This is a genomic window from Streptomyces sp. NBC_01255, assembly GCF_036226445.1.
In the GTDB taxonomy this organism is placed as follows: domain Bacteria; phylum Actinomycetota; class Actinomycetes; order Streptomycetales; family Streptomycetaceae; genus Streptomyces.
Genome location: NZ_CP108474.1, coordinates 2,844,457 through 2,871,103, shown reverse-complemented (window position 1 = coordinate 2,871,103; position 26,647 = coordinate 2,844,457). Strand labels below are relative to the sequence as shown.

The window sequence follows — 26,647 nt, the reverse complement described above, 5'->3', positions numbered from 1 at the left end:
CCGGATTACTTGACCGAGCGGATGAACTGGACGGCGATCGCGCCGAGGACACAGGCCACGCCGCCGAAGAGGAAGAGCGCGCCGTAGTTGCCGCCGCCCCCGATCGCGAGGATCGCGGGGGCCGCGATCGGCACGAGCGACTGCGGGAGGGCATTGCCGATGTTGAGGACGCCCATGTCCTTGGCGGACTCCTCGGGGTTCGGCAGGACGGCCGCCGCGAGGGCCACGTCCACGGAGAGGTAGAGCCCCTCGCCGAAGCCGAAGACGACCAGCGCGAGGACGAACATCCCGAAGGAGTGGGCGGTCGCGATCAGGGCGAGGCCGGCGCCGATGACGACCGAGGAGGCGAGGACGTACGGCTTGCGGCGGCCGGAGCCGTCGGAGAGGACGCCGCCGAGGAGGGAGCCGGCGATCACCGCGACCACCATGGCGACCGTGCCGGTGAAGAGCTTCCCCGAGACCTCGTCCTGGCCGTACCCGAGCCGGTCCATCAGGAAGTACACCTGGTAGCTGGTGACGCAGGAGATGCCGACGAAGACCAGGAAGCGGCCGACGAAGTTCCAGGCGAAGTCGGGGTGCTCGCGCGGGGAGACCCAGAAGCTGCGCAGGAACTCGCGGAAGCCGTACGGCGCGAAGGCCCCGGCCCGCGCCGGGCGGTCCTTCATCACGGCGGAGAGGTAGACCACCGAGGCGAGGCCGATGACGGCCGGGACGAGGAAGGCCAGGGCCAGGGAGGTGTCGAAGGCGTTCGCGAGGAAGGTGCCGAGGATCATCGCGATCGACGTCATCATGCCGACGATGCCGGAGACCCGGGCCTGCTGCCGGGGCGGTACGAGGTCGGGGATGCAGGAGACCAGGGCGGCCATCGCGGCGTTGCAGCCGAGCTGGGCGACGGCCCAGCCGAGCATCAGGACCGGGACGCTGCCGCCGGTGCCGACGATCGCGAGTCCGGCGAGGCCGACCGTCATGCCGCCGACGAGCCAGGGGCGGCGCCGGCCGAAGCGGCTGGTCGTGCGGTCGGAGAGGGCGCCGAAGACCGGGTTGCCGATCATCGCGAGGACCGCGCCGAGGGAGAGCACCTTGCCGAGGGCGCTGCCGCGCTCGGCCTCCGGGGCGATCTGGGCGACGCGGAGGGCGAGGGTGACCATCACCGGGGTGAGGACGGCGACCATCAGCCCGAGCTGGGCGAAGGCGAGGCCGAATATCAGGGTGCCGGGGGCCTTGGCGGGCGGCGGGGCGGTGACCTCGGGGGCGGTGGTGGTGACGGCCGCCGGGTCGTGGGTGATGGCCATGAGGGACTCCGTCGTTCACGGGCCGACAGCGGTGTCGGCCTTCGGCGACGTCAGGCTAAGCGTGAAAACCGAGTGACCACTAGGTTTCTGGAATGTGTCCTGGATCACAGGCCCAAAGACCTTCTCCGGGAGGGGATTCGGCCCCGGCTAGGGTGGGACCCATGCCGGAGAAGAAGGAACCGACGCCCCGCAAAACCGCAGGCCGGGGTAGCTACGCGGTCGGGGACGCGCGCCGTCAGAAGATCCTGGACACCGCCGTCGAGCACTTCGGGCGGTACGGCTTCCACGCCTCCTCGCTCGCCCGGATCGCCAACGACTGCGGGATCACCCAGGGCGGACTGCTGCACCACTTCCGCAGCAAGGAGGACCTGCTCCTGTCGGTCCTCGGGCAGAGCGAACAGCACGACATAGAGCGCCTGTTCAGCGTCACGCCTGACTCGTACGCGGCCTACCTGGACACCGTGGTCGCGCTGATCGAGGAGAACACCCGGCGCCCCGGCATCGTCCGGATGTACAACGTCCTGGTGGGCGAGTCCGGCAATGTCGGCCACCCCGCCCACCAGTACTTCAAGGAGCGCTACGCGCGCGTGCTCCAGCACACGGTCGACCTCCTGGAGGAGGCCGTGCGGCGCGGCGAGCTGCGCGCCGGCATCGACTGCCGGGCCGTCGGCCAGGAGCACATCGCCGTCATGGACGGCCTGCAGATCCAGTGGGCGCTGGACCCGGAGTCGATGGACATGCCCGCGCGCGTCCGGTCCTTCCTGGCGCGGCAGTACGCGGAGATGGCGGCGCCGCGGGGGTGACGGGGCCGTCGGGTCGGGTCGCCGCCTTCCTGTCCGGTTGCCTCCTTCCTGTCAGGCAGCAGCCTCCTTGGCCTTGCCTGCCTCCCACTCGCGGCCGATCGCGCCCAGCACCCTCGGATACACGCCCAGGTACCGGAAGGGCTTGATTCCCACCATGTAGACGGCGCCGAGCAAGCCGTTGGGCTTCACCAGGACGGCCATCCGCGCGCGGTGGCGGTCCGGCTCGCCGGGGGCGGGGTCCGCGACCCAGCCGATGTGCATCACCGCGTGCACGGTCCGGTTGGCGCTCTCCGCCACCCACTCGTCGTGCGTCTGGTAGACGGACGTGAACGGCACGGCCCGGAGATCGGGCCCGCGTGCCCCCGCGCGCAGGTCCTCCGGCAGCCGCTCTCGGAGGGAGCCCGCGCGCCCGTCGAGACCGGCGTCGGCCTTGTCCCAGCCGAGCAGCGCCCCCAGTTTCCAGCGGATTGCGAAGAGTGTGCGGACCACGGGCGCCGAGAGGGCGGTGTCGTCGCTGTTCGTGAACTGTCGTACCAGGCGGTCGAGTTCGTCCGGGTCGCCCGTGACGGGCAGCTCCCACACGTCCTCGATCCGGAAGTCCCGGGCGACCTCGTGGATCCGCCACGGGCGGGAGGTGTGCGCGGTGCGGGGAAGCTTCATGGTCGTACCCCTGTTCCTCCGTCGATTCCTACGCCTGTCCATGTGTATACGGTGGCGTATAGATCAAGCGTAGACGCGTCTGTACGGCACCGTATAGTCGGGTGGAGGAGTGGCGAGGTGAGGAGGGACACACCATGGGCGCGATCCGCACACCGCGGGGCCGGTGGATCGAGGAGGGCCTCCGCGCGCTCGCCGAGGGCGGCCCGGAGGCCGTACGGATCGAACCGCTGGCCCAGGCCCTCGGCGTCAGCAAGGGCGGCTTCTACGGGTACTTCGCCAACCGCGACGCCCTGCTCGCCGAGATGCTCGACACCTGGGAGCGCGAGGTCGCGGACGCGGTCATCGAGCGGATCGAGAGCGGCGGGGGAGAGGGTCGCGCCAAACTCGCCCGGCTCTTCGACTTCGTCCACCACGTCGCCGACGGACCGGTGACCGGGCTCACCGTCGACCTCGCCGTCCGCGACTGGGCCCGGCGCGACGAGACCGTCGCCGAACGCCTCCGCCGCACCGACAACCGGCGCATGGAGTACCTGCGTTCGCTCTTCCGGGACTTCTGCGCCGACGAGGACGACGTCGAGGTGCGCTGTCTGATCGTCTTCTCCCTGCGCGTGGCCGACCGCTTCATGGCGGTCGACCACGGCGGGCGCACACCCGCGGAGATGACGGAACTGACGAGGGACTGGCTGCTCAGGTAGGCGCGCTGTCGCCCTGGGGGTCAGGACTCGCCGGTCGTACGGCGGGAGCCCCGCCACGCGTACAGCGCCGTACCCGCCGCGAAGGCGACGGCGGCCACCGCCCACGCCTCGCCCTCCGGGCCGGGGCGCATCACCCAGGCCCACCAGGCCGCGCCGCCGTCCGTGCCGGAGGGGGCCGCCAGATAGACCGCTCCGGCGTAGAAGGTCGGCGGCAGCCAGCTCAGCCGGGCACCGACGACGGTGGCGGCGGCCGCTGCCAGGCCCACCATGCCCAGGGTGTTGCGTACGGCGGCGGGCGCGCCGAACTCCTCCGCGTGCCCCGGCACCCCGAGCGCGAGCAGGACCACGGCCAGCGCGGTCGGCGCGAGGACGTGCGCGAGACGGAGGGGCCACCAGGCCCGTACCGCCGTACGGTCCAGCTCGTCGCTCGGCGTGTGCAGACTCGTCCCGATCACCCCCGCCGCGAGCAGCGGGCCGAAAACCACGACCGGCAGCCGCGCCGTGTGGTCGAAGTCCGGCAGCGACACCAGCCACCAGGCCGCCCAGGCGGCGGCCGCCGCCGTGCCGAGCAGCGCGGCCAGCGCGCCGGGCAGGCCACGGGAGCGTACGTAGTGCCTCACGGGATCGGCACCTCGTCCGGGTGGCAGGTGTTCGCGGCCAGGAAGCGGGTGAGGTAAGCGCGCTGCTCGGCCGGGGACTTGGCTTCCAGCCGGTCGATGTAGGGCTGGGCGCCGGTGGTGTCGGGGCCGTAGTCGGCGGGGGTCGGGGCCAGCCACTCGATCACGGCGAGGTTGACCTGACTCGCCCGCTCGGCGTTCGGACCTGCGCCGTCGCCGGACTCGCAGGAGTCCGAGAACAGCCAGTTCACGGCAGCGTTGAGGTACAGATCGGGGTGGGCGAGCCGGCCGCGTACCGCGTCCTGCCCGGCGGCGGGCAGCGCGACGTCTCCGGGGCGCGCGGGTCCGCCCAGGCCGCTCACCCAGCGGACCGGGGCGCCGGGCACCCCCTTGAGGCGCGCGCTCAGCGGGGCGAGAGCAGCTGAGATGTCGGGCAGCAGTCCCTCGTCCACCGCCGTCAGGCAGACCTGCGGCGAGCCGTCGTCGCAGACCTGCCGCGACAGGGCCGGGTCCGGGCGCCACGGGCCGACATCCGCCGGCAGCCGCTGGATCTGGCCGGCGGCGCCGACCGCGACCGCCAGCGGGACCAGGGCGATCACCCGGAGGCGCGCCGGGCGCAGCCCGTACGCGAGGAGCGCGGCGAGCGCGAGCCCCGCCGTCCACGCCATCGACACCGGGCCGAACCACCACACCGGCCGGTCCCAGATGCCCTGATGCTCGCCCGCCGGGGAGAGCCAGCGCGCGGCGCCCTCCGTGTAGGCGCCGAGCCCGAGGACGACGTACCCGACGATCCCGAGCAGCGGGGCCGTCAGCCGCCACCGGATGACCCGCCCGGCGAGATGACCGACCGCGCCGAGGGCGGCGACGGCGACCGCGTCGGCGGCGAGGAGTTCGAGGTAGGGGCGCCCCGCGGAGACGTACGGCCAGGTGGCGAGGAGGCAGACGGCGTCGGCGAGCAGCAGCCCGGCGGCGGGCCAGAACGCGGACGGGGCGACCGCGACCAGGAGGCGGCGCAGCGGGGAGCGGGGGACGGAATCCCACAGCTCCGTCGTCCCGCGCCGCCGGTCCCGGCCGCCCTGCCAGCAGCCCGCCGCGAGTGCGAGGGGTCCGCAGAGGAGTCCGGCGGCGACGTGGAGCAGGTTGGTCGCATCGGCCCAACGGCCCTGCCATTCGGGCGCCTTGCCGTACATCGTCACCAGGACGGTGAGCGCGACGGCGGCACCGGCCCAGGGACCGAGGCCGCGGCGCAGCTCGGAACGGAGCGGGGCGGGCGCGCGCACGGGCGCCGGCCCCTCCGCGCGCGGCGGAGTGAGGGTCGCGGTCATCGGAGCGGCTCCTTCGGGAGGGCCGGGGCGGGGGCTGCGGCGGGGGCTGCGGCGGTCGGGGAGGCGCTTGCGTGCGGGCCGGGGCCGGGGCCGGGGCCGGGGGCGGGTGCCGGGGCCGGGGAGGCGTCCTCGTACGGGCCCGGGACGGGTGCCGTGGTCATCGGAGCCGCTCCTTCACGCGCTGCCCGGTGCCGGGCGCGCCGGTGCGCTCGCGGTGGGCGCGGAGGGCGGCCGTGTAGCCGCGCTCGATCGCGTTCGTCGTCGTGTCGCCCGGGTCGGCCGACTCGCCGCCGAGCGCGGCGAGTTCGGTGGTCGAGCCGCGGAAGGCGAGCCGCCCCGCCTCGATCAGGGCGACCTCGGTGCACGCCGCGGCGACGTCCTCCACCAGGTGCGTGGAGACCACCACCGTCGCCTCCGTGCCGAGCTCGCGCAGCAGCGCCCGGAAGTCGACCCGCTGCTCCGGGTCGAGGCCGGCCGTCGGTTCGTCGAGCAGCAGCAGCTCCGGTTCGTTCACGACGGCCTGGGCGATGCCCGCCCGCCGGACCATGCCGCCCGAGAGCGTCTTCATCAGCGCGTCGATCCGGTCGGCGAGCCCGACGCGCTCGACGGCCCGCTCCACGGCGGCCGCGGCCCGGTCCGCCGGCACCTCCTTCAGCCAGGCCACGTACGCGACGAACTCCCGGACCGTGAACCCCGGGTAGTAGCCGAACTCCTGCGGCAGGTAGCCGAGCCGGCGCCGGATCGCGGTGCGTTCGCGGTGGCTCCCGACGTCCCCGCCGAGGAGCTCCACCCGCCCGGAGGCGGGCGCGGCGACGGTCGCGAGGACCCGGATGAGGGAGGTCTTCCCGGCGCCGTTCGGGCCGAGCAGGCCGTGGACGCCGGGGGCGAAGGACAGGTCGAGCGCGTCGAGGGCGACGGTACGGCGGTGCCGGACGGTCAGTCCGGTCACCGTGACCGTGGCGGGCTGGTTCACCGGGTCTCCAAGTGGTCGAAGGAACGGCGCCGCAGCACGAGGAGAGCCGCGCAGGCGAGTGCCGCGGCGGCCCAGCTCCCTTGTGCCACAGGGCCGGAGAAGTACAGGGCGAGTGCGTCGGCGCCGGCCGTCCCGCCGACCCCCAGGTCCGGCGGCCCGAGGAGCGGGCCCGTCACGGCGAGCAGCCACCCGCCGGCGAGGGTCGCGGCCGCCGCCCGGCAGCCGACGAAGGAACCGAGTGCGAGGGTCGCCAGGGTCAGCGCGAGCCCCGGCAGCAGCCAGGCGGCCACCCCCGGGAAGCCGGCCACCGGCGGCAGCAGCGCCCCGCCCACTGTCAGCAGCGGCACACAGACGGCGAGCACGGCGGCGGTACGGGTGAGGAGCAGCCGCAGCCCGCCGGACGGGGTGGCGGCGGTGATCTCGTACAGGGGGTCCGCGTGGCGTCCGTACGAGACGGCGACCCCGCCGAGCGGGAGGACCGGGGAGAGGGCGAGCAGCAAGGACCGCGCGCCCTGGAACCCGGCGCCGTAGGCCAGGGCGAAGGCGCCGCCCAGGACGAGCGCCACGGCCACGACCCAGGATCCGCGCAGGGCGGGCCCGGCGGCCCACCAGAGCCGCGCCCCGCGTCCGAGGGGGCTCGCCGTGGCCGCCGGTGCGACGGCCGGCCGGTGCCCCACGGCCGTCAGGAGCTCCGCCCGTACGGCGGCCAGGGCGGGCCCCGCCGCTCCGGCGCGGACGGCGGCCGAGACGCGGCCCGCGCAGGGGGAGCAGGACTCGACGTGCTTCTCCAGGGACCAGGCGTCCGTCTCCGGGGCCGAGCCCTCCGCGTACCGGAGGGCCAGCGCGTCGGTGACGTGCCAGTCGGTGACGTGCCGGTCGGACGCGGGTCGGTCGGACGCGGGTCGGGGGGACGTCATGCGGTGCCTCCCAGGGGGTACGGGCCGGCGCCTAGGGCGGCGCGCAGTTCGCGGCGGGCGCGCAGGGCGCGGGTCTTGACGGTGCCCTCGGGGATGCCGAGCAGCCGGGCGGTCTCGCGGGTCGTCAGACCGTCGACGACGGTCGCCCGCAGGACCTCGGCGAGCTCGGGCGAGATCCGGTCGAGGGCGGCGCCCACCTCCCCGTACTCCAGGCCCGCGAGCACGCGGTCCTCGGCGGAGGGCGCGGGGGCGGCGGGTTCGGGCGGCGCGGCCGCGACGGCGGCCCGTTCGGTGCGTTCGGTACGGGCCCGGGCGCGCTGGGCGTCGACGAGCCGCCGGGCGGCGATCACCCAGAGCCAGCCGCCGGCCTCGCCCCGGCCGCGGTGGCCGCCGGCCGAGCGCCAGACCGTGACGAAGGTGTCCTGGAGGACCTCCCGTACGGTCTCCTCGTCCGGGCAGCGGCGGGCGAGCCGGGCGTGCAGCCAGCCCGCGTGCCGGTCGTAGAGGACGGCGAGTGCCTCGGTGTCCCCGCGGGCGACGGCACGCAGCAGAGCCGCGTCGTCGTCTCCCCCTGTGGGGCCTGCCCCTGAGGGGCGCAACAGTCTCACGCCCTCTCTATCGCGTACGGACCCCGGTTCGGTTCACGGCGGGTCCGACGCCCTGGTTCAGGGGTTCGTCGGCGGCCCGCCCTCCGGCAGGGCGGCGAAGACGCGCTGGAGGGCCGGCGGGCGTTCGCCGTCGCCCGAGACGACGAGGTGGTGGCGGTACGTGATGAAGTACTGGAACCCGTCGGCGATCGGGCTGCCGGTGGGCCGGTTCGGGACCCGCGCGTACGCCGGGTCCTCCAGGGCGGCCCGCAGTTCGGCGACCTCGGCGGGCGTCTGCTGCCCGGTCCGCGGCGGCTTCGTGCCGGAGCGGCTGGTCCAGCTGCCGTCGTAGTGGACGACGAGCTGGTTGCGGACCCCGGCGAGACCGCCGTTGACGACCACCTCGACGAGGACCTCACCGGGCTGGGGCTCGTCCCGGGGAGCGGGCGTGGTCGTGGCCGCGCTCGTGGCCGTGGCCGCGGTCGCGCTCGCGCTCGCGTCAGCCGTACGGGTCGGCTCGGCCGTAGGGGAGGCGCTCACCCCCGACGCCGGTCCGCCCGACGCAGGCGGCGTCTCCGGCCCGCAGGCGCTCGCGCCGCCGGCCAGGACCGCCGCCAGCAGCAGGGCCCCGCACCACTTCCCCCGTACGCCTCGGCCTCGCACCATGGATCGAGCATGCCCCGTAGAGGGCGGCCCGCGCAGCCGGACGGTCAGGTTCCCGACCGGACGATCCCGGTGAGGGGCCCGCGGTAGCGCCAGTCGAGGGAGTCGTACAGCGCGAGGCCGTCCGTGGTCGCGGCCAGGACGCCGGTCTCGGCGCCGGCCTGCGCGGCGGCCGCCTCCAGGGTGCGCATGACGTTCGCGCCGAGGCCCCGCCGCCGGTGCGCGGGGTCGGTCTCGATCTGGTCGGCGACGGCGGTGGAGCCGGTCGGGGCGATCTGGCCGCGCGCGGCGAGGGTGCCGTCCGCGGCGAGGACGCGGACCCGGATGACCCCGTCCCGTACCTCGGTCGTCCGCGCGTACCCCTCGGGCGGCGCGGGGCGGGCACCCGCGTCCAGCGGCTTGACCATCATGAAGCCCGGGTCGTCGGGGACCGTCCACCCTTCGGTGATCCACGGCGCCACCTCCTCCGGGGTCGCCATCACCTTGAGCCAGCTGTACGGCTCGGTGAGCCGCTCGCAGAGCGCGCCGACCGAGGCCGCGTCGGGGGCGGGCAGCACGTGGCGTACGACGTGCCGGGGCAGGCCGACGTCGATCCGGTAGCCCCAGGGCTCGGCGACGGCGGGTGGCGTCTCCCGGGAGACGGTCCAGCCGGCCACCCAGGCAGAGGTAATAGCTCCCATATCCATGGAGGTATTACACCGGCAGCTCGCGGCCCCGCGCGAGAGTGATCGCTCAGAGCGAACTGCCGTCGGGGAACATTCCCGGGCTCATGTGCATTGAGTCCGTACAGCTCAACTTGACTGCCGAAGGGGAGATCATGGCTTCTGCGTCCACGGCGTCCGCGCCGCTCACTCTGCCTGTGCTGCCGCTCGACGACGAGGTCGTGCTGCCCGGAATGGTGGTGCCGCTGGACCTGTCCGACAACGACGTACGGGCCGCCGTCGAGGCCGCCCAGGCCGCCGCCCGCCCCGGTGGCGGCAAACCGCGGGTGCTGCTCGTGCCCCGCGTCGACGGGACTTACGCCGGGACCGGTGTCCTCGGCACCGTCGAGCAGGTGGGGCGCCTGTCCGACGGCGACCCCGGTGCGCTGATCCGCGCCCTCGGCCGCGTACGCATCGGCGCCGGTACGACCGGACCCGGCGGCGCCCTGTGGGTCGAGGGCAGCGCCGTCGAGGAGACCCTGCCCGATCCGCTGCCCGGCTCCGTGACCGAGCTGGTCAGGGAGTACAAGGCGCTGGCCACCAGCTGGCTCAAGAAGCGCGGCGCCTGGCAGGTCGTCGACCGCGTCCAGCAGATCGACGGCGTCGGCGCCCTCGCCGACAACGCCGGCTACTCGCCCTTCCTCACCGTCGAGCAGAAGGTCGAGCTCCTGGAGACCGCCGACCCGGTCGCCCGCCTCAGGCTCGCCACCGCCCAGCTCCGCGAGCACCTCGCCGAGCAGGACGTCGCCGAGACCATCGCCAAGGACGTCCAGGAGGGCGTCGACAAGCAGCAGCGCGAGTTCCTCCTCCGCCGCCAGCTCGAAGCCGTCCGCAAGGAGCTCCGCGAGCTCGGCGACGGCACCGACTCGCCGGCCGACGAGTCCGACGACTACCGCGCCCGCGTCGAGGCCGCCGACCTGCCCGAGAAGGTCCGCGAGGCGGCCCTCAAGGAGGTCGACAAGCTGGAGCGGTCCAGCGACCAGTCCCCGGAGGGCTCCTGGATCCGCACCTGGCTCGACACCGTCCTCGAACTGCCCTGGAGCGAAAGGACCGAGGACCAGTACGACATCCAGGGCGCCCAGGCGATCCTCGATGCCGAGCACGCGGGCCTGGAGGACGTGAAGGAGCGCATCACCGAGTACCTCGCCGTGCGAAAGCGGCGGGCCGAGCGCGGCCTCGGCGTCGTCGGCGGCCGCCGCGGCGGAGCCGTCCTCGCCCTCGTCGGCCCACCCGGCGTCGGCAAGACCTCGCTCGGCGAGTCCGTCGCGCACGCCATGGGCCGGAAGTTCGTCCGCGTCGCCCTCGGCGGCGTGCGGGACGAGGCGGAGATCCGCGGCCACCGGCGTACGTACGTCGGCGCCCTGCCCGGCCGGATCGTCCGGGCGATCAAGGAGGCCGGGTCCATGAACCCGGTGGTCCTCCTCGACGAGATCGACAAGGTCGGCTCCGACTTCCGCGGCGACCCGGCGGCCGCCCTCCTCGAAGTCCTCGACCCCGCGCAGAACCACACCTTCCGCGACCACTACCTGGAGGTCGAACTCGACCTCTCCGACGTCGTCTTCCTCGCCACCGCCAACGTCCTCGAAGCCATCCCGGAAGCCCTCCTCGACCGCATGGAGCTGGTCAGGCTCGACGGGTACACCGAGGACGAGAAGGTCGTCATCGCCCGCGACCACCTGCTCCCGCGCCAGCTGGAGCGGGCCGGCCTGGAGCCCGGCGAGGTCGTCCTGGAGGACGCCTCCCTGCGGAAGCTCGCCGGGGAGTACACCCGGGAGGCCGGCGTCCGCACCCTGGAGCGCGCCGTCGCGCGGCTGCTCCGCAAGGTCACGGCCCAGCACGAACTGGGCGACCGCGAGCTGCCGTTCACCGTCACCCCGGACGACCTGCGGGACCTCATCGGGCGGCCCCACCACGTGCCGGAGTCGGCGCAGGACCCGGCGGAGCGCCGCACGGCGGTGCCCGGCGTCGCCACCGGACTCGCGGTGACCGGCGCGGGCGGTGACGTCCTCTTCGTGGAGGCGTCCCTCGCCGACCCGGAGACCGGCGCCGCCGGGCTGACCCTCACCGGCCAGCTGGGCGACGTGATGAAGGAGTCCGCGCAGATCGCGCTCTCCTTCCTCCGCTCGCACGGCGCGGAGCTGGAGCTGCCCGTCACCGGACTCAAGGACCGGGGCGTGCACATCCACTTCCCGGCCGGCGCGGTCCCCAAGGACGGGCCGAGCGCGGGCGTCACGATGACGACCGCCCTCGCGTCCCTGCTGAGCGGCCGGCAGGTCCGCACGGACGTGGCCATGACCGGCGAGGTCTCCCTCACCGGCCGGGTCCTCCCGATCGGCGGCGTGAAGCAGAAGCTGCTCGCGGCGCACCGGGCGGGCATCACGACGGTCGTGATCCCCAAGCGGAACGAGGCCGATCTGGACGACGTCCCGGCCGAGATCCTGGAGAAGCTGGAGGTCCACCCGGTGACCGACGTCCGGCAGGTCCTGGAGATCGCGCTGGCACCGGCGGCGGTGCCGGTGGCCGTCGCCGCCTGACCGGGCCGAACCCCCCTGCGGCGAGCGGGGTGTCCCCCTCGGGGGCACCCCGCTCCGGCGTGCGCGGATGTCGGCACCCGGATGTCACCGGATGTCAGTCGAGGCTGTCATGCTCGTACGCATGAACGACGACGCCTTCTGGGCTCTCATCGACGAGTTGAGCCGCCGGCCCGGTGACCGGGACGAGCGGCTGGAGTGGCTGCGGGCGGAGCTGGTGCGGAGCCCGGAGACCGAGAGTGTGGCGTTCCAGGTGCGCCTGGAGAAGGCGTGCGAGAGAGCCGACACCCGCGCGGTGTGGGCGGCGGCGAACCGCGTCGAGGGCGGCGGCTGCACGGACGACGGCTTCCACTACTTCACGCTCTGGCTGGTGGGGCAGGGGCGGAAGGTGTACGAGTCGGTCGTCGCCGACCCGGACGCCCTGGCCGACGTGCCGGGGATCCGGGCCCTCGTGGGGCGGCACCGTGACGAGTGGGACGACGCCGAGTGGCCCGAGTGGGAGGAGCTCGACTATGTCGCCCAGGACGCGTACGACGAGCTGACCGGCCAGGAGGACGACGACGGCGAGGAGTTCCTCGACGCCGTCGAGGAGGCGGAGGACGCCGCCGAGGCGGCGGGGGAGTGGGAAGAGGACGAGGAACTCGCGGGGGCTCGGCCGGAGGGGATGGCGCTGCCCCGGCTCACCGCCCTCTTCCCACTCGGTACCTCCGGCTCCTAGGAGGCGGAGGAGTTCCGGCGCCGGCCCAGGAGCAGGGTGCCCCCCGCGAAGGCGGCGAGGGCGCCCGCGCCGGCGAGGGCGAGCGGGAGCGGCGAGGAGGGGGCGCCGGCGGTCTCGGCGGAGAGCGCCGGGGCCTGCTCGTCGCCGCCGTGGCCGGCGTGGCTGACGGTGGACAGGTCGGCGCCCGCGGCGATCTTCGCTTCGGTCGGGGCCTGGGCCTTCGTCGTGGCCGCCTGCGCGGTCGTACCGCCGAAGGTGACGTCCGAGCAGCTGTAGAAGGCCTCGGGGCTGTCGTTGCGCTGCCACACCTTGTAGACGATGTGGCGGCCGGTGCGGGCCGGCAAGGTGCCCGTGAAGTTGTAGTAGCCGTCCGTCGCCGTGCGGGTGGTGTTGTAGACGGCGACCGGGGCCGCGTCCAGGTCCGACCACTTCAGGGGCTGCGTCGGGTCGAAGCCCGCCTTGGTGATGTAGACCGTCATCGTGCCGGAGTGGGCCGCCGTCGCCCGGACCTTGAAGTCGAAGGAGCCCGCCGCGACCGCCGTCGCCGGCCAGTCGGTGCGCGCCCAGTCGAGGGCCCGGTACTTGGCGCGGTTCGCCGAGCAGAGCTTGCCGTCCGGGATGAGGGCCTGGTGCTGCCCGTCGGCGTTGGCGATGTTGACCTCGTTCCAGTCGTAGAGCGGCTGGGTGCCGGAGTCGGCGACGAGGTCCTTGCACACCTGCGACTTGGGCGTCTCGGGGCCTTCGGCGTAACAGGCCGCCACCCGGCTCACGGGGTTGAAGACGGCGCCGTGGGCGCCGGCCGTGGCGGGGGTGAGGCCGACGAGGGCGGCGGCGGACAGGGCGGAGGCGGCGACGGCCGAGGTGCGGCGGTACGAGGGCATGCGGGGGCTCTCTCTCGTGCGTGGGGGAGAACGGGACGAGCAACGCGCGCTGGGTACGCGGAAGTTGAATTCCGTGCGACCGCCGTAGAGCGTCGCATTGGTCCATACCAATGGGCAAGGGGGTGGGCGGAAAAAGCCGAAGCGGCCCCCGGGGTGCCGTGCACCCGGAGAGCCGCCATGAAGCAGAGAGCGAGGGGAGGTCAGCCGTTGGCGAGCGCCTGTACGCGCGAGAGGTCGCCGTTGAAGTGGTTGTGGTCGCCGACCGTCGGGCCGGAGGACGTGTACTGCCACATCGTGTAGTACTGCCAGCCGGCCGGGAGTTCGCCGACGGTCGAGGCGTACCGAGCGATCCACAGCGGGTTGGTGGAGGCGAAGCCCCCGTAGTTGCCGGTGCACTGCTTCCACCAGCTCGTCGCCGTGTAGATGACGGCGTCCCGCCCGGTCCGGTACTTGTACCGGTTCACGAAGTCCTGGATCCAGGCGACCATCCCGGACTGGGTCTTGCCGTAGCAGGTCGCGCCGTACGGGTTCCACTCGATGTCGAGGACGCCCGGCAGGGTCCTGCCGTCCTTCGACCAGCCGCCGCCGTTGTTGACGAAGTAGTCGGCCTGGGCGGCGCCGGTCGTCGTGTCCGGGGTGGCGAAGTGGTACGTGCCCCGGATCATGCCGATGTTGTACGAGCCGTTGTACTGCTGGGTGAAGTAGGTGTTCTTGTAGTACGTGCCTTCCGTCGCCTTGACGTAGGCCCACTTGACCCCGCTGTTCCACAGCGTGGACCAGGCGACGTTCCCCTGGTGTCCGGAGACGTCCACGCCTTCCGTCTGGACGGCCTGGACCGAGATGCCACCGGGCGCACCGTCGCGCCCGTCGTGCTTGAGGACGCCCATGCCCATGGAGGCGGAGCCGCGGGCGGGCACCTGCCGGGTGCCCGGGTCCTGGGCGGCACCGGCGGAGCCGGCGAGGGGGAGAAGGAGGGCCAGCGCCGCGAGGGCGGCCCCGGCGAGGGTCGTTCCGGATCTGTGCACACGCATGCGTGCCTCCGAAAGGCGGTGGGGGACCGATGTCGACACATCCTGGTGTGGACATGTCACTGAGTCGAGAGAGACGCTACGCACGTAGACCTGCCCGGCGGAAGGGGGCCCGGTTACCGCCGTTGGTCTAATCCTGCGAAATACTGAAGGAGCTGCGGCGATCGCCGCGACGGGAAGAAACTTTCAGCGGCCGGAAAACCGCCGGGGAGCCGTGAAGGGCCGCCGGGAGGCCGCCGGAGAACGTGTGGGAGGTGCTGACGTGCACGGAAGCGGTACGGGAAGTGACGGCCGGGCCGTCCCGCCCGCCGGAGTGGACCCGGAATTCCTCGCGCTCGAACGGGAACTGGCGGTCTTCCTGCGGCGCGCCCGCGCGCAGTCCGGCGAGATGGCCCGCGAGGTCCACCCCGAACTGGAGCCCGCCGCCTACGGACTCTTCGTACGCCTCGACGACGCCGGCCCCCAGCGGGCCACCGAACTCGCCGCGTACTTCGGCGTCGGCAAGGCGACCATGAGCCGCCAGCTGCGCGCGCTCGAAATGCTCGGGCTCGTCGTCCGCGACCCCGACCCCGCCGACGGGCGCGCCTCGCTGGTCCGCCTCACCGAGGAGGGCCGGGACCGCTTCCGGCACGTCCGGGACGCCCGGCGCGAGCGGTACGTCCGCAAGCTCGTCGACTGGGACCGCACCGAGGTGGCCGAACTGGCACGACTGCTCCACCACTTCAACGTCCGCTCCGAGGGCTAGGGGGTGTCTTGCCGATCAGGCCGGATCAGGGCGCGGTGCCAGGCGCCGCGAGCCCGGCATGATCGGCAAGACACCCCCTAGGGCCTGTCCGGCGGATCACGGCCGGGGCAGGACGCCCCCTGAGCCCGGTCCCGGACCTCACAGTTCCGCGTACACCGCCGTCGCGTCGTCGTGGAGCTTCCAGCGGCGCACCCCGCCCGCCTCCGCGTCCGCCGCCTCCAGCGCCCGCACCTGCCGCAGCAGGCCCGACGGCCCCTCCTCGCGCAGGACGCCGAAGCACTCCGTCCAGTCGCCCGCGCCGAACAGCTCCACCCAGCGGCTCGCCCCGTCCGTGAGCGCCGCCAGGGCCCGTACCTCCGCGCGCGGGGTCGTTCCCGTCACGGCCCGCGCCGCGACCGACGGGTCGGCCGCCGCCGTGAAGAAGCCGCCCTCCCGGTTCCGCAGCCGGTCCGTCGCCGCCAGGGATCGCAGGACCTCGTCCGGGACCCGGTCGAGCCGGTCGTCGAGCACCGCCCGGACCGACCCGTCCGGCGCCTCCAGGAGGAGAGCGGAGTCGGAGAGGACGAGATGCTCGACCGAGGCCTCGTCCCAGCGCGCGAGGACCACGGTCGCCTGGGGCGTACGCACGTGAGAAAGGTCACAGGTGTCCCGGTGGGCGTCCGCGGTGCGCCGGATTGCCACGGACAGGATCTCGAACAGGGGCATGTCCGGGCGAGAAGCGGACAGTTCGGTCAAAGCCCCGCCAAGGCGAGCGGTGAACCACGGCACCGTGTGCACACAACCGTCATCGCCGGCCGGTGGCGTGACGCCGTCGAGGAGGACGACCGTCCCCCCGCCGCCCGATGCGGGCAGAGCTGCGGCTGCCCAGTCCTCGTTGGGGCGTTCGGGGCTGCCGGGGAGGGTGGCGACGTCGCTGCGCATGAGGCCCAGTGTGCCCGCCCCGCCGCACTCCTTCACGGCACCTCCAAACGGCCGGAAAGGCCTGTACCAACCCGCCGGAGGCGGCGCGAGAGGCGGAATCGGGACCTCCGCCGAGCTGCGGGCGGGCATCCTGCCAAAGCCCGCGCGGAAGATCCAACCGGAGGTCAGTGGAGGGCCTGGACCCCCACCCCGGGGAGTTGTTCGCCAACTCATGAGTGTTGTTCACTCGTTCGGGTGGCGGAGCGGCCGATGCGCGCCCCCTTCCCAGAACCGCTGGAATGGTCGGAAGCCGTACCAGGGGTGGGGGCGCTCCACGTGACCGGTCGTCACCTCTGCTTTGTGGGCGGACGAGTCAAGAATGCGAGCACCGGTGGAGAAGAAGCGGCCTCGGAGCAAGAACGGCGCGCGGAGCCAGACCCCCGGTGTACCGCCGACCCCGGTCGGCACCGTCACGGCGCCCACCGGCGGCCACCCCGCGGAGCCCGCCGCGACGCACCCCGCGCAGCCGCAGCCGCAGGCCCAGCCCCCGGCCGGACGCTCCAAGCGCGTCCGTAACCGCCTGGTCGCCGGTGTCGCCCTCGTGGGCGTGACCGTCCTCGCCGCCGGCGCCCCCGCGATCCTCACGGCCTCCGCCGACCTGACCGACTCCCAGCGCCTGGTCACCCTCGCCGAGCTCGACCGGCAGGCCGTCACCCTCGCGCACTCCCTCGCGGACGAGCGCGACGAGGTCGTCGCGTACATCGCCGCGGGCCGCGACGCGCAGACCGGCGACGCCAAGGACAAGCGCCAGATCACCGACACCCGCTCCACCCGCGTCGACCGCCAGATCGACGAGATCCGGCCCGCCGCCGCGACCGAGCTCCGCCGCGACCTCGCCGGGGTCCCCTCCATCCGCCGCGCCGCCCTCACCGGCAAGGGCACGGCCCTGGAGGCCCACAAGGCCTACTCGGACGTCATCACCAAGCTCCAGGCCCTCTCCGACGAACTCGCCGAGGAGACCCCGCCCCGCGCCGCCGGCTCCGCGCTCACCGAGACCACCCGCGCCCCGGCCGCCCTCGGCCGCGCCGTCGAGCAGGCCTCCGCCGCCCGCGGCCTGCTCCTCGCCGCCCTCGCCGTGCCGCAGCCCGAGCCCACCGGCGACGTCCACTACGACCCCGGCACCGGCACCTACGTCCCCGACGTCCCCGAGGGCACCGAAGAGGCCGAGCACGCCCGCGACGCCCTCACCGCCGCCGCCCAGCAGGCCCGCGTCCGCGAACTGGCCGCCCTCGGCGACTTCGACCAGGCCGCCGGCGCCGCCGCCCGCGACGCGATCGCCGCGACCGTCGCGGGACCCGACGTCAAGAGCGCCGAGCGCTCCCTCGCCACCCTCACCGACCAGCCCCGGCTGACCGAGTCCGAGCGCGAGACCGACCAGGCCGGCCTGGAGGCCGCGCTGTCCGCCCGTATCGAGCAGATGCGCGGCGTCGAGTCCCGGCTCGCCGCCGAGCGGGTCGAGCACTTCGTCGCGCTCCGGGACGACGACGTCACCGCCCTCGAACTGCGCATCGCCTACCTCGGCGGCTGCCTCCTGGTCGCGATCGGCATCTCCACGTACGTCGCCCGCACCCTCACCCGGCCGCTCGCCGTGCTCCGCCTCGGCGCCGCCCGGCTCGCCGGGGCGGCCGAGCCGCACCGCGAGGAGCCGGTCCGCTTCACCGGCCGCAACGACGAGTTCGCCCAGGCCGTCCGCTCCCTCAACACCCTGCACGGCAAGCTCTCCGGCCTCGCCGCCCACAGCGAGCGGCTCACCGGCGAGCACGCCGAGACCGCCGCCGCCAAGGAGGCGCTCGGCGCGGAGCTCGCCGCCCAGCGCGCCGACCTCCAGGGCCGGGTCGCCCTCGTCACCGCCGACCTGGAACGCCTCAAGGACACGGTCCACCACACCTTCGTCAACCTCTCGCTGCGCAGCCTCGGGCTCGTCGAGCGGCAGCTCGGCGTCATCGAGAAGCTGGAGGAGCGCGAGCAGGACCCGGACCGTCTCGCGACGCTCTTCAAGCTCGACCACCTGGCGACCGTCATGCGCCGCCACAGCGAGAACCTCCTCGTCCTCGCCGGCCACGAGCACGTCCACGGCCACGCCGGGCCCGTCCCGCTCGTCGACGTGCTGCGCGCCGCCGTCAGCGAGATCGAGCGGTACGAGCGGGTCACCATCCAGTCCCTGCCGCCGCACGCCCAGATCGCCGGCTTCGCCGCCGACGACCTGAGCCACCTGATCGCGGAACTCCTGGAGAACGCCACGTCGTTCTCGCCGCCCGACGCCGAGGTCCAGCTCTCCGGCTGGCTCCTGGAGACCGGCGAGGTCATGCTCTCCGTCCAGGACGCGGGCATCGGCATGACCGACTCCCGGCTCACCGAGCTCAACGCGCGCCTCGCCGAGGCCGATCCGGACGGCTTCGAGGGCGAGGGGCTCGGCATGCGCGTGACCGCCCTGCTCGCCGCCCGCCACGGGGTCCGCGTCCAGCTGCGCGAGCAGAAGCCGGGCGGCATCGCGGCCGTCGTCGTCCTGCCGCTGCCCCTGCTGCCCACGACGCCGCCGACCGTGGTGTCGGAGCCGGTACGGGTGGCGGGCGCGGCGCCCACGCTCCACCTGCCGGGCTCGGCGGCGGAGGCCAACTCCAACACGCTGCCGTCCCGGAACCGCGACCCGCTGGTGGAGGCCGCGGAGCGCGCGTTCCTCGCGGCGGAGGCGGAGGCCGAGGAGCCGCAGCAGCAGCCGGAGCCGGCGCCGCAGCAGGAGCCGCAGCCGCAGCAGCAGGCGCCCACGCAGGCGTCCGAGCCCGTGGACACGTACGAACCCGCCGGATTCGTGGAGTCCGTCTCCGAGACCACGCTCCAGGTCCGCCTGCCCGACCCGCAGCCCGAGCCGGACGCCCACGAGCGCGCCGCCGACGGGGACCCGCTCGCCGCCGACCACGTCGAGCCCCCGGCCCTGCCCGTCCCGGCAGCGCCGTCGGCCCCGGCCGCGCCCGCGGCCCCCGAACCGCTCTCCGACCAGACGGTTCCCGGCCCGCGTACAGCCCAGTGGGAGCGGGTCACCGACAAGGGACTCCCCAAGCGCACCCCGCAAGTGGTCCGCAAGGCCGAGGACTCCACCACTCCCCGCAAGGGAGGCGTGGACGCCGAGGCCCTGCGCCGCCGGCTCGGCGGCTTCCACCAGGGCGCCAAGGCCGGACGCCGGGACGTGGAGGCGGAGATGGAGACGGAAACGCCGCGGATAGACGCCGTAAGGCCTGCACGTACAGAGGAGATGACGGGGGACACAGTCGAGGAGGCACGCAGTTGACTGCGACGGGAACGTTCGGACTGAGCACGGAGGCCCGCAACCTGCAATGGCTGCTGGGCAATCTCGTGGAGGAGGTACCGGGAGTCCGCTCGGTCGCCGTCGTCTCCTCCGACGGGCTGATGCTGCTCTCGTCCGACCCGGCCACCCAGCAGGCGGCCACGGCCGCCGCCGACGCCGTCCGTCCCGACGGGCCGCGCGGCTCCAGCGCCGACCTGGCCACCATCGTCTCGGGCATCGGCAGCCTCACCATCGGCGCGGCCCGGCTGATGGACGGCGGCGGGGTCAAGCAGACCATGGTGGCGATGGAGGAGGGCAGCGTCTTCGTGATGTCGATCAGCGACGGCTCGCTGCTCGGCGTGCACGCCACCCCCGACTGCGACATGAGCGTCGTGGCGTACCACATGGCGCTCTTCGTGGGCCGCGCCGGACACGTACTCACCCCCGAAGTCCGCAGTGAGCTGCGCAAATCGATGGAGAGCACCCAGTGATGGAGAGCACCCAGTGACGTCTGCGTCCGCGGCCTTTCACGACCACAAACTGCCGGTACGCGGGGACGGGCGGCGCCCCTCACGCGTACGCCCGTACTCGCTGACCGGAGGCCGTACCCGGTTCGGTCACGTCCTGCTCGTCGAGACCTTCGTGGCCGCGCTCGAAGCGGCCCCCGCGCGCAAGGTCCTGACGGACGGCGGGCCCGGAGCCCGCGGTCTGATGCCGGAGATGCGGGCCATAGTCGAGATCTGCCGCCGCATGCGGACGGTCGCGGAGATCTCGGCGCTCCTGAAGATGCCGTTGGGAGTCGTCCGGGTGCTGCTCAGCGACCTGGCCGACCAGGGAAAGATCCGTGTGTACGGGACCGGTCACGGCACCGGCCAGCCCGACCGCGCGCTCCTCGAAAGGGTGCTGAGTGGACTCCGTCGTCTCTGACGCCACCGCCGTCTCCGAATCACCGGTGGAAGCTCCGGCGGCCGCCGGAATCCCCGCACAGCCCCAGGCCGGTCCGTACGAACCGGAACCGGGCGCCGACGACGGCGCCCAGGACTGGCAGCTCGACCACACCCGGGCCCCGATCGCGACGAAGATCGTGGTCGCGGGCGGCTTCGGCGTCGGCAAGACCACCTTCGTCCGCGCGGTCTCGGAGATCACCCCGCTCCAGACCGAGGCGCTGATGACCCGGGCGAGCGAGGACACGGACGACCTCACGTCCACGCCGGACAAGCTCACCACCACGGTGGCGATGGACTTCGGCCGGATCACCCTCGACAACGACCTCGTGCTGTACGTGTTCGGCACGCCGGGACAGCAGCGCTTCTGGTTCATGTGGGACGACCTGGTGCGCGGGGCGATCGGGGCGATCGTGCTCGCCGACACGCGCCGGCTGACGGACTGCTTCCCGGCCCTGGACTACTTCGAGAGCTGCGGCCTCCCGTACATCGTGGCCGTCAACCACTTCGAGGGCACCGAGCGCTTCGAGCCGGAGGACGTCAGGGAGGCCCTGACGGTCTCCCCGGACGTGCCGGTGGTGATCATGGACGCGCGCAAGCGCTACAGCGTCGTCGAGACCCTGCTCTCCATGGTCGCGCACGCGCTCGAAGCAACCCCCGAATAGCGAACAGTTCTCTCACGCGCCAGGAGCACCACCCATGCGGAAGATACTCATAGTCGGCGCCGGCCAGTCCGGTCTGCAGCTCGCCCTCGGACTTCAGACGCAGGGGTACGAGGTCACCCTCATGTCGAACCGGACGGCGGACGAGATCCGCGCCGGGCGCGTCATGTCCACGCAGTGCATGTTCGACACGGCCCTCCAGCACGAGCGGGACCTCGGCCTCAACTTCTGGGAGTCCCAGGCCCCCCGGATCGAGGGCCTCGGCGTCTCCGTCGCCGCCCCCGACGCCGGCCGGGCGATCGACTGGGTCGGCAGGCTCGACGGCTACGCGCAGTCCGTCGACCAGCGCGTGAAGATGGCCGGCTGGATGGAGACCTTCGCCCAGCGCGGCGGCCAGCTCGTCATACACGGCGCGGCCGTCGGCGACCTGGACTACTTCTCCCGCAACTACGACCTGGTGCTCGTCGCCGCGGGCAAGGGCGAGCTGGTCTCCATGTTCGGCCGGGACGCGTCCCGTTCGCCGTACGCGGAGCCGCAGCGGGCGCTGGCCGTCGCGTACGTCCACGGTCTCGGCCCGCGCCCGGAGCACCCGGACTTCGACGCGGTCCGCTGCAACCTGGTCCCGGGCGTCGGCGAGCTCTTCGTCATGCCGACCCTGACGACCGGCGGCCGCGCCGACATCCTCTTCTGGGAGGGGATCCCCGGCGGCCCGCTCGACGTCTTCCAGGGCATCAAGGACCCGTCGGAGCACCTGGCGCTGACGCTGGAGCTGATGGAGAAGTTCACGCCCTGGGAGTACGCGCGGGCCACCAAGGTCGAGCTGACCGACGCGGGCGGCACCCTCGCCGGCCGGTACGCGCCGACCGTCCGCAACCCCATCGGCCGGCTGCCCGGCGGCGGCCTGGTCCTCGGTGTCGCCGACGTGGTCGTCGCCAACGACCCGATCACGGGCCAGGGCTCCAACTCGGCGTCCAAGTGCGCCGCCGCGTACCTCGCGGCGATCGTCGAGCACGGCGACAAGCCCTTCGACGAGGCCTGGATGCAGTCCGCCTTCGACCGTTACTGGGACACCGCGCAGCACGTCACCAAGTGGACGAACGCGATGCTGGGCGTCCCGCCGGAGCACGTCCTCAACCTGATCGGCGCGGCGGGCCAGCTCCAGCCGGCCGCCGACCGCTTCGCGAACGGCTTCAACGACCCTGCCGACTTCGAGAACTTCTTCTTCGACCCGGAGAAGACGAACGCGTACCTGGCGTCGCTCTCCGGAAGCTGACAGGCCGATGGCCCGGGTGGGAGCTCACCATCCGGGCCGTCTCGGCGGCGGAATGGCGCCGGGCGGGGGCGGATAGGGCAGTGGGGACGGCGGGGCCAGGGCGTTGTGGCGGGCGCTCAGCGCCTTGTAGATCTGGGCGCCGACCAGGTGGGTGAAGGCGAGCTGGAACATCAGGATGCCGATGATCAGGGTCAAGCCCCCCACGGTGGCTCCCAGGAGCGAGGCGACGTCTTCGAGCGTCGGCTCGCTGCGGTCGTTGGCCGCCTGGATCGCCGATTCGGGGACGGACAGGAGGAAGCCTCCGATGAAGTCCGCTCCGAACGCGATCACCGTTGCGAGCACCATGTTCAAGAACGTCCACCACCAGCTGCCCTTGAGCAGGTCCACCGTCCGGCCTATGGCCTCGAACAGGCCGACTTCTTGGTGGGCCATGACCGCCGGGATGAGCGCGAACACCACCCACAGCCAGACCGCGAGCGGTGCGAGGGGGGTGACCAGCAGGGGCAGGAGCACCACGCTGCTGAGCAGGTACCCGCCGACCGTGCCGGGCACGCGGGGCGCGCTCGCTCTCAGCAGCCCGCGCACGGTGACCCGCGTTCCCGTCGCGTCCTGCGCGGCCAGCGTGGCGGCCAGGGCGCCGGTCACGCCCTGGATCAGGTAGAGGAGCAGGAAGAGGGGAAGGGCGTAGATCAGGGCGAAGTCCACCAGCACGCTCGGATCGGTCGAGCCCGTGCCCAGGTCGGAACCGCCCCTGAGCGCGTACATGCCGAATCCGACGCCCACGGGCGTCGCCAGCACGACCAGTTCCGCCACGAACAGCGCCCCCAGGAGGGAGCGCCAGGTCCTGCCCAGGACCCGGAAGGCGCCGCCGAGCAGCGCACCCGGACCCGGGCGTGGTGGCAGCGGTGGTGGGACGAAGTACGGCGGCGGCGGGGCCGGTTGCCAACCGGGGTGGGGGCGGGGCGGGACCCCGCCCGGGTACTGCTGCCATGCCCCTGACATTGCCTCAGCTCCCCCCGGGCCCACGTCGTGCGGACAAGCGTAGGTACCGTCCGGTACGGAGGACAGGGCTCCGGAGGCTCGAAGCCTCCGTCGTAAAGGGTTCGAACTGCCCGGCCGCGGTGCTCGATGATGTGGGCATGCCCCTCTCGAACACCCTGGCCCGCGTGGACGCGGACCTGGCCGCCGGCCGCGTGCCGATGGCACGCCAGCGCCTGCGCGGCCTCGTCGCGTCCTTCCCGTACGACCTGACCCTCCGCCGCCGCCTGGCCGAGGTGTACCGGCTGTACGGCGACGCGGCGGAGGCGGGGCGCTGGATGTACCTCGAAGAGGACCGGGACGCGGACGAGACCGCCGCCTTCGAGGCGCGGTACGGGTCTCCCGGGTGGCGCATGAAGGCCCTCGCGTGGCGCGGCCCCGAGGCCCTGGCCGCCACCGCCGTGGCCGAGGAGCGGCTGGTGGCGGTGCGGACGGCCTGCGCCGAGGAGCTGGGGCACCCGGTCGACTGGGACGACCCGGAGTCCTACGAGGAGGAGGGCGAGCGGTACGAGGTGCCCGCCGCGCCGCTGTCGATCGGCGAGATCCTCGTGGGCATCGGCTGTGTCGTGGGGTTCCTCGCCTTCATGACGGTCTGGGTGCTCGGCGTCATCTCCCTCTTCGGCTGACCGGCTCCGGTCCTGTCGGCCGCGGCCTCGGCCCGGCGCACCGCGAGCGGGGTCAGGAGCCCGGCGATCGCGAAGAGCGCGCCGACGACGAACCAGCCGGGGCGCCCCCAGGTGATGCAGAGGGCGATCAGGAGCCCGGGGCCGAGGGCCTCGGAGAGGCCCGCACCGAGGCCGAAGACGCCCAGGTACTGGCCGGTGGCGTGGCGTGGGGCGAGGGCGAAGGACACCTCGAAGCCGCCCGCCGAATGCCAGAGTTCGCCGACCGTGTGGACCACCACTGCGGTCAGGAGCAGGGCGACGGCGGCCCACTCCGGGACGCCCGCGGAGAGCGAGACCAGGCCGCAGGAGGCGAGGAAGGCCGCTCCGGCGCGACGGTAGGCGCGGCCGCCGGCCCGGGGCGAGTCGATGCCGCGGCTCGCCCGGACCTGGAGTCCGACGACCAGGACGGTGTTGGCGAGCATCGCGCCCGAGACCAGCCAGTGCGGGGCGGTGGTGGATCCGACCAGCCAGAGCGGGATGGCCACCGTGAGCACCTTGAACTGGATGGCCATGACGCCGTCGAGCGCCGTGAGCACCAGGTACGGCCGGTCCCGCAGCGCGAGCCAGCGGGGCCCTTCGGTGGCCGGTGCCGGCGCGACGGGCGGCAGGAGGAGCAGGACGGCTGCGGCGGCCGCGAACGCGAGGGCGTTGCCGGCGACCAGGATCCGGTACGCGTCGAGGGTGCCGACCTGGACGGCCCAGCCCGCGAGCAGCGCCCCGAGGGAGATGCCGACGTTGGTCACGGCCCGCAGGTAGGAGCGGAACTCCTGTGGCCGGTCGCCGCCGTAGTGCCGGATCAGCGGCGCGCGGGCGGCGAGCCCGGCGGCCTTGGCCCCGGTGGCCGTCGAGACGGCGAGGACGAACGGCCAGAACCCGTCCGCGAGGACGAAGCCCGCCGTGGCAACCGCCTGGACCACCAGGGTCGCCGCGTAGACGGTGCGTGCTCCGTGCCGGTCCGCGAGATGGCCGACGGCGATGCCCACGGCCAGCGAGAGGAGCCCGGCGATGCCGAGCCCGAGCCCGACGGTGGCGGCCGGGAGGTGCACGGCCTGGGTGAAGTACAGGACCCCGGCGGTCAGGAAGAGGCCGCTGCCGACGGTGTAGACGAAGTTCGAGGCGGCGAGGGTGCGCTGTGGTCCGGTGTCCGGCAGCAGCTTGGGCATGACGGGGCTCCCAGTCCGGGGCAGGCGACTGTAAGGACCCGTGAAGCTTGGCGCTTATTACTTCTGATGGCAAGGGGCGGTCGGCGAAGGGGAGTTCACGGCCGGTCGTACCCCTCGTCCCCGCCGTCCGTGGCCCCCGCCGGAAGCGCCGGCGGCGCGTACGTCTCCAGGGCCTGCCCGCCCGGATCGGGGCGGACCGCCCCGAGCAGCGGGTTCGCCGCGACGGGGGAGACCTTCACCTTCCCGCCGGGCCGCGGGGCCTGCACCACCAGCCCCTCGCCGAGATAGAGCGCCACATGGGTGGCGCCCGGGAAGTACACCACCAGGTCGCCCGGGCGGAGCTCGGACAGCGGCACCCGGGGCAGCGTCGCCCACTGCTCCTGGCTCGTCCGCGGGATCTCCCGCCCCGCCGCCGCCCACGCCTGCTGGGTCAGCCCCGAGCAGTCGTACGACTCCGGGCCCTCGGCCCCCCACACGTACGGCTTGCCGATCTGTCCCACGGCGAAGCGCAGGGCCGCGGCGCCCGCACGGGACGGGGCGCGGAGGCCGTCCAGGACGCCGGAGTCGAGGAGTTCGCGCTGGGCGCCCGCGGTCTGGACGCGCTCCAGTTCGGTGAGCCGGGTGAGCTGCTCGGGCGAGAGGGACGCGAGCAGCTTCTCGACCTCGCGCAGCTTCGCCGTCACCTCGTCGCGCCGGGTGCGTTGCGCGGCGGCGAGGGACTGCTGCCGGTCGAGGGCCTTGCGGGACGCGCTCGCGAGCGCGTCGGCGCGCCGCTCGGCGCCTTCGAGCCGCGAGACGGTGCCGGCCCGGTCGCGGGCCGCGCGGGCCAGCAGGCGCCCCTGGTCCAGGGCCGACTGGGGGTCCTGCGCGAAGAGCACCCGGAGGTAGGAGTTGGCCTCGGTCTTGCCCTGGTACTGCTCCCTGGCGAGCCGCCCGGCCTCGGCCCGGCCCAGGTCCAGGTCGGTCCGGGCGGCGGTGAGCCGGGCCGAGACCTTCTTGGTGTCGGCGGCCTGGAGCTTGAGCGCCTCCTCGGCGGCGTTGAACCGCTCGGTGGCCTCCTCGGCCTGCCGGTAGAGCGTCCGCAGCCGGCCGAGGAGCCCGGCGACGGAGTCGCCGCCGGGCGGTGGGAGAGCGGCGGCGTCGTCGACGGGTTCGAGCTGCGAGTCAGGGGAGTCGGGAGCGCCGGGGGCGTCAGTCGAGCCCGGGACCACCTGTTCGGTCGGATCCGCCTCCGGATCCACCCCTGCGGTCGGATCCACCTCCGGATCCACCGGTCCGACCGGTTCCGCCTCCGGATCCACCGGTCCGACCGGTTCCGCCGCCGGGTCCGCCCAGGCGATCGGGGCCTCCGCCGAGGGGTCCACGGGCGGGTCCGCCGGCCTCGCGCCGGCCGCCGGGACCACCCCCGTGAGGGCCGTCGCAGCGGCCAGCGCCGCCGTGCACACCGTGCGCAGCAGCCTTCGCGACACGTCACCACCTCCAGAAGGATGATGACGCGTCACTTCATCTGATTAGTGTACGAA

At 73.6% G+C, this 26,647-nt stretch carries 26 protein-coding genes and 1 pseudogene; 11 read left to right on the top strand and 16 right to left on the bottom strand.

Annotated features, from left to right (window positions below):
* Nucleotides 1–5: 5 nt before the first annotated feature.
* Nucleotides 6–1,292: an MFS transporter gene (locus tag OG357_RS12470; RefSeq protein ID WP_329621209.1), complete on the bottom strand. Its 1,287-nt coding sequence runs from the start codon at nt 1,290–1,292 to the stop codon at nt 6–8.
* Between the two features lie 161 nt (nt 1,293–1,453).
* On the opposite strand from OG357_RS12470, the gene OG357_RS12465 reads away from it, so the two are divergent.
* Nucleotides 1,454–2,095 (top strand): TetR/AcrR family transcriptional regulator, encoded by a 642-nt coding sequence (locus tag OG357_RS12465; RefSeq protein WP_329621208.1) that lies wholly within the window; start codon nt 1,454–1,456, stop codon nt 2,093–2,095.
* 51 nt (nt 2,096–2,146) lie between these two features.
* On the opposite strand, the gene OG357_RS12460 is transcribed toward OG357_RS12465, so the two are convergent.
* Entirely contained in the window at nt 2,147–2,755 is a 609-nt protein-coding gene (locus tag OG357_RS12460) for a DUF2867 domain-containing protein (RefSeq protein ID WP_329621207.1), read from the bottom strand.
* Between the two features lie 134 nt (nt 2,756–2,889).
* Between OG357_RS12460 and OG357_RS12455 the strand changes: the two genes are divergently transcribed.
* Nucleotides 2,890–3,450, top strand: coding sequence for a TetR/AcrR family transcriptional regulator (locus OG357_RS12455; RefSeq protein WP_329621206.1), 561 nt, complete (start codon nt 2,890–2,892; stop codon nt 3,448–3,450).
* A gap of 20 nt (nt 3,451–3,470) precedes the next feature.
* Here the strand turns inward: OG357_RS12455 and OG357_RS12450 are convergent, their stop codons facing one another.
* The 8 genes from OG357_RS12450 to OG357_RS12415 are packed head-to-tail and all read right to left on the bottom strand — an operon-like array spanning nt 3,471 to nt 9,218.
* Nucleotides 3,471–4,070, bottom strand: a complete 600-nt coding sequence (locus tag OG357_RS12450) for a hypothetical protein (protein ID WP_329621205.1) — start codon at nt 4,068–4,070, stop codon at nt 3,471–3,473.
* Nucleotides 4,067–5,392 (bottom strand): hypothetical protein, encoded by a 1,326-nt coding sequence (locus tag OG357_RS12445; RefSeq protein WP_329621204.1) that lies wholly within the window; start codon nt 5,390–5,392, stop codon nt 4,067–4,069. Before OG357_RS12445 ends, OG357_RS12450 begins: the two co-directional genes overlap by 4 nt.
* A complete protein-coding gene (locus tag OG357_RS12440) occupies nt 5,389–5,553 on the bottom strand; it encodes a hypothetical protein (RefSeq protein WP_329621203.1) in 165 nt (54 codons plus the stop codon). The genes OG357_RS12445 and OG357_RS12440 overlap by 4 nt, the downstream gene beginning before the upstream one ends.
* Nucleotides 5,550–6,365 carry an ATP-binding cassette domain-containing protein gene (locus OG357_RS12435; RefSeq protein WP_329621202.1) on the bottom strand — a complete coding sequence of 272 codons (816 nt, stop codon included), beginning with the start codon at nt 6,363–6,365 and terminating at the stop codon, nt 5,550–5,552. Before OG357_RS12435 ends, OG357_RS12440 begins: the two co-directional genes overlap by 4 nt.
* Nucleotides 6,362–7,282 (bottom strand): zf-HC2 domain-containing protein, encoded by a 921-nt coding sequence (locus OG357_RS12430; RefSeq protein WP_329621201.1) that lies wholly within the window; start codon nt 7,280–7,282, stop codon nt 6,362–6,364. Before OG357_RS12430 ends, OG357_RS12435 begins: the two co-directional genes overlap by 4 nt.
* On the bottom strand, nt 7,279–7,890 hold the full coding sequence (locus tag OG357_RS12425) for an RNA polymerase sigma factor (protein WP_329621200.1): 612 nt from the start codon (nt 7,888–7,890) through the stop codon (nt 7,279–7,281). The genes OG357_RS12430 and OG357_RS12425 overlap by 4 nt, the downstream gene beginning before the upstream one ends.
* 57 nt (nt 7,891–7,947) lie before the next feature.
* A complete protein-coding gene (locus OG357_RS12420; protein ID WP_329621199.1) occupies nt 7,948–8,535 on the bottom strand; it encodes a hypothetical protein in 588 nt (195 codons plus the stop codon).
* A 44-nt stretch (nt 8,536–8,579) separates the two neighbouring features.
* Entirely contained in the window at nt 8,580–9,218 is a 639-nt protein-coding gene (locus OG357_RS12415) for a GNAT family N-acetyltransferase (RefSeq protein ID WP_329621198.1), read from the bottom strand.
* Nucleotides 9,219–9,349: 131 nt separating this feature from the next.
* On the opposite strand from OG357_RS12415, the gene lon reads away from it, so the two are divergent.
* Nucleotides 9,350–11,767, top strand: a complete 2,418-nt coding sequence (lon, locus tag OG357_RS12410) for an endopeptidase La (protein WP_329621197.1) — start codon at nt 9,350–9,352, stop codon at nt 11,765–11,767.
* A gap of 121 nt (nt 11,768–11,888) precedes the next feature.
* Nucleotides 11,889–12,482 (top strand): DUF4240 domain-containing protein, encoded by a 594-nt coding sequence (locus OG357_RS12405; protein ID WP_329621196.1) that lies wholly within the window; start codon nt 11,889–11,891, stop codon nt 12,480–12,482.
* On the opposite strand, the gene OG357_RS12400 is transcribed toward OG357_RS12405, so the two are convergent.
* Entirely contained in the window at nt 12,479–13,363 is an 885-nt protein-coding gene (locus OG357_RS12400; RefSeq protein ID WP_329621195.1) for a lytic polysaccharide monooxygenase auxiliary activity family 9 protein, read from the bottom strand. The genes OG357_RS12405 and OG357_RS12400 overlap by 4 nt on opposite strands.
* A 200-nt stretch (nt 13,364–13,563) precedes the next feature.
* Nucleotides 13,564–14,394: a lysozyme gene (locus OG357_RS12395; RefSeq protein ID WP_329621194.1), complete on the bottom strand. Its 831-nt coding sequence runs from the start codon at nt 14,392–14,394 to the stop codon at nt 13,564–13,566.
* A 259-nt stretch (nt 14,395–14,653) separates the two neighbouring features.
* On the opposite strand from OG357_RS12395, the gene OG357_RS12390 reads away from it, so the two are divergent.
* Nucleotides 14,654–15,136, top strand: a complete 483-nt coding sequence (locus tag OG357_RS12390; RefSeq protein ID WP_329621193.1) for a MarR family winged helix-turn-helix transcriptional regulator — start codon at nt 14,654–14,656, stop codon at nt 15,134–15,136.
* A 138-nt stretch (nt 15,137–15,274) separates the two neighbouring features.
* Here OG357_RS12390 and OG357_RS12385 read toward each other — a convergent pair whose 3' ends face one another.
* The gene (locus OG357_RS12385) at nt 15,275–16,057 is read right to left on the bottom strand and encodes a hypothetical protein (RefSeq protein ID WP_329621192.1); all 783 of its coding nucleotides are present in this window, start codon (nt 16,055–16,057) and stop codon (nt 15,275–15,277) included.
* 358 nt (nt 16,058–16,415) lie between these two features.
* On the opposite strand from OG357_RS12385, the gene OG357_RS12380 reads away from it, so the two are divergent.
* Genes OG357_RS12380 through OG357_RS12360 form a run of 5 tightly spaced genes read left to right on the top strand, consistent with a single transcriptional unit; the run spans nt 16,416 to nt 22,258 of the window.
* On the top strand, nt 16,416–19,382 hold the full coding sequence (locus OG357_RS12380; RefSeq protein ID WP_329621191.1) for a sensor histidine kinase: 2,967 nt from the start codon (nt 16,416–16,418) through the stop codon (nt 19,380–19,382).
* Nucleotides 19,379–19,870 (top strand): roadblock/LC7 domain-containing protein, encoded by a 492-nt coding sequence (locus OG357_RS12375; RefSeq protein WP_329621190.1) that lies wholly within the window; start codon nt 19,379–19,381, stop codon nt 19,868–19,870. The genes OG357_RS12380 and OG357_RS12375 overlap by 4 nt, the downstream gene beginning before the upstream one ends.
* 13 nt (nt 19,871–19,883) lie before the next feature.
* Complete coding sequence (locus OG357_RS12370) at nt 19,884–20,306, top strand: DUF742 domain-containing protein (protein WP_317599112.1); 423 nt, start codon at nt 19,884–19,886, stop codon at nt 20,304–20,306.
* 49 nt (nt 20,307–20,355) lie between these two features.
* Nucleotides 20,356–20,988: a GTP-binding protein gene (locus OG357_RS12365; RefSeq protein ID WP_443066805.1), complete on the top strand. Its 633-nt coding sequence runs from the start codon at nt 20,356–20,358 to the stop codon at nt 20,986–20,988.
* A gap of 34 nt (nt 20,989–21,022) precedes the next feature.
* Entirely contained in the window at nt 21,023–22,258 is a 1,236-nt protein-coding gene (locus tag OG357_RS12360) for a styrene monooxygenase/indole monooxygenase family protein (protein WP_329621188.1), read from the top strand.
* Between the two features lie 24 nt (nt 22,259–22,282).
* On the opposite strand, the gene OG357_RS12355 is transcribed toward OG357_RS12360, so the two are convergent.
* Nucleotides 22,283–23,260, bottom strand: a complete 978-nt coding sequence (locus OG357_RS12355; protein ID WP_329621187.1) for a hypothetical protein — start codon at nt 23,258–23,260, stop codon at nt 22,283–22,285.
* 137 nt (nt 23,261–23,397) lie between these two features.
* On the opposite strand from OG357_RS12355, the gene OG357_RS12350 reads away from it, so the two are divergent.
* Complete coding sequence (locus OG357_RS12350; RefSeq protein WP_329621186.1) at nt 23,398–23,922, top strand: DUF6584 family protein; 525 nt, start codon at nt 23,398–23,400, stop codon at nt 23,920–23,922.
* A 293-nt stretch (nt 23,923–24,215) separates the two neighbouring features.
* On the opposite strand, the pseudogene OG357_RS12345 reads toward OG357_RS12350, so the two are convergent.
* Nucleotides 24,216–25,124, bottom strand: a pseudogene (locus tag OG357_RS12345) (MFS transporter); the annotation flags it as partial.
* 95 nt (nt 25,125–25,219) lie between these two features.
* Nucleotides 25,220–26,593, bottom strand: a complete 1,374-nt coding sequence (locus OG357_RS12340; RefSeq protein WP_329621185.1) for a C40 family peptidase — start codon at nt 26,591–26,593, stop codon at nt 25,220–25,222.
* Nucleotides 26,594–26,647: the final 54 nt, after the last annotated feature.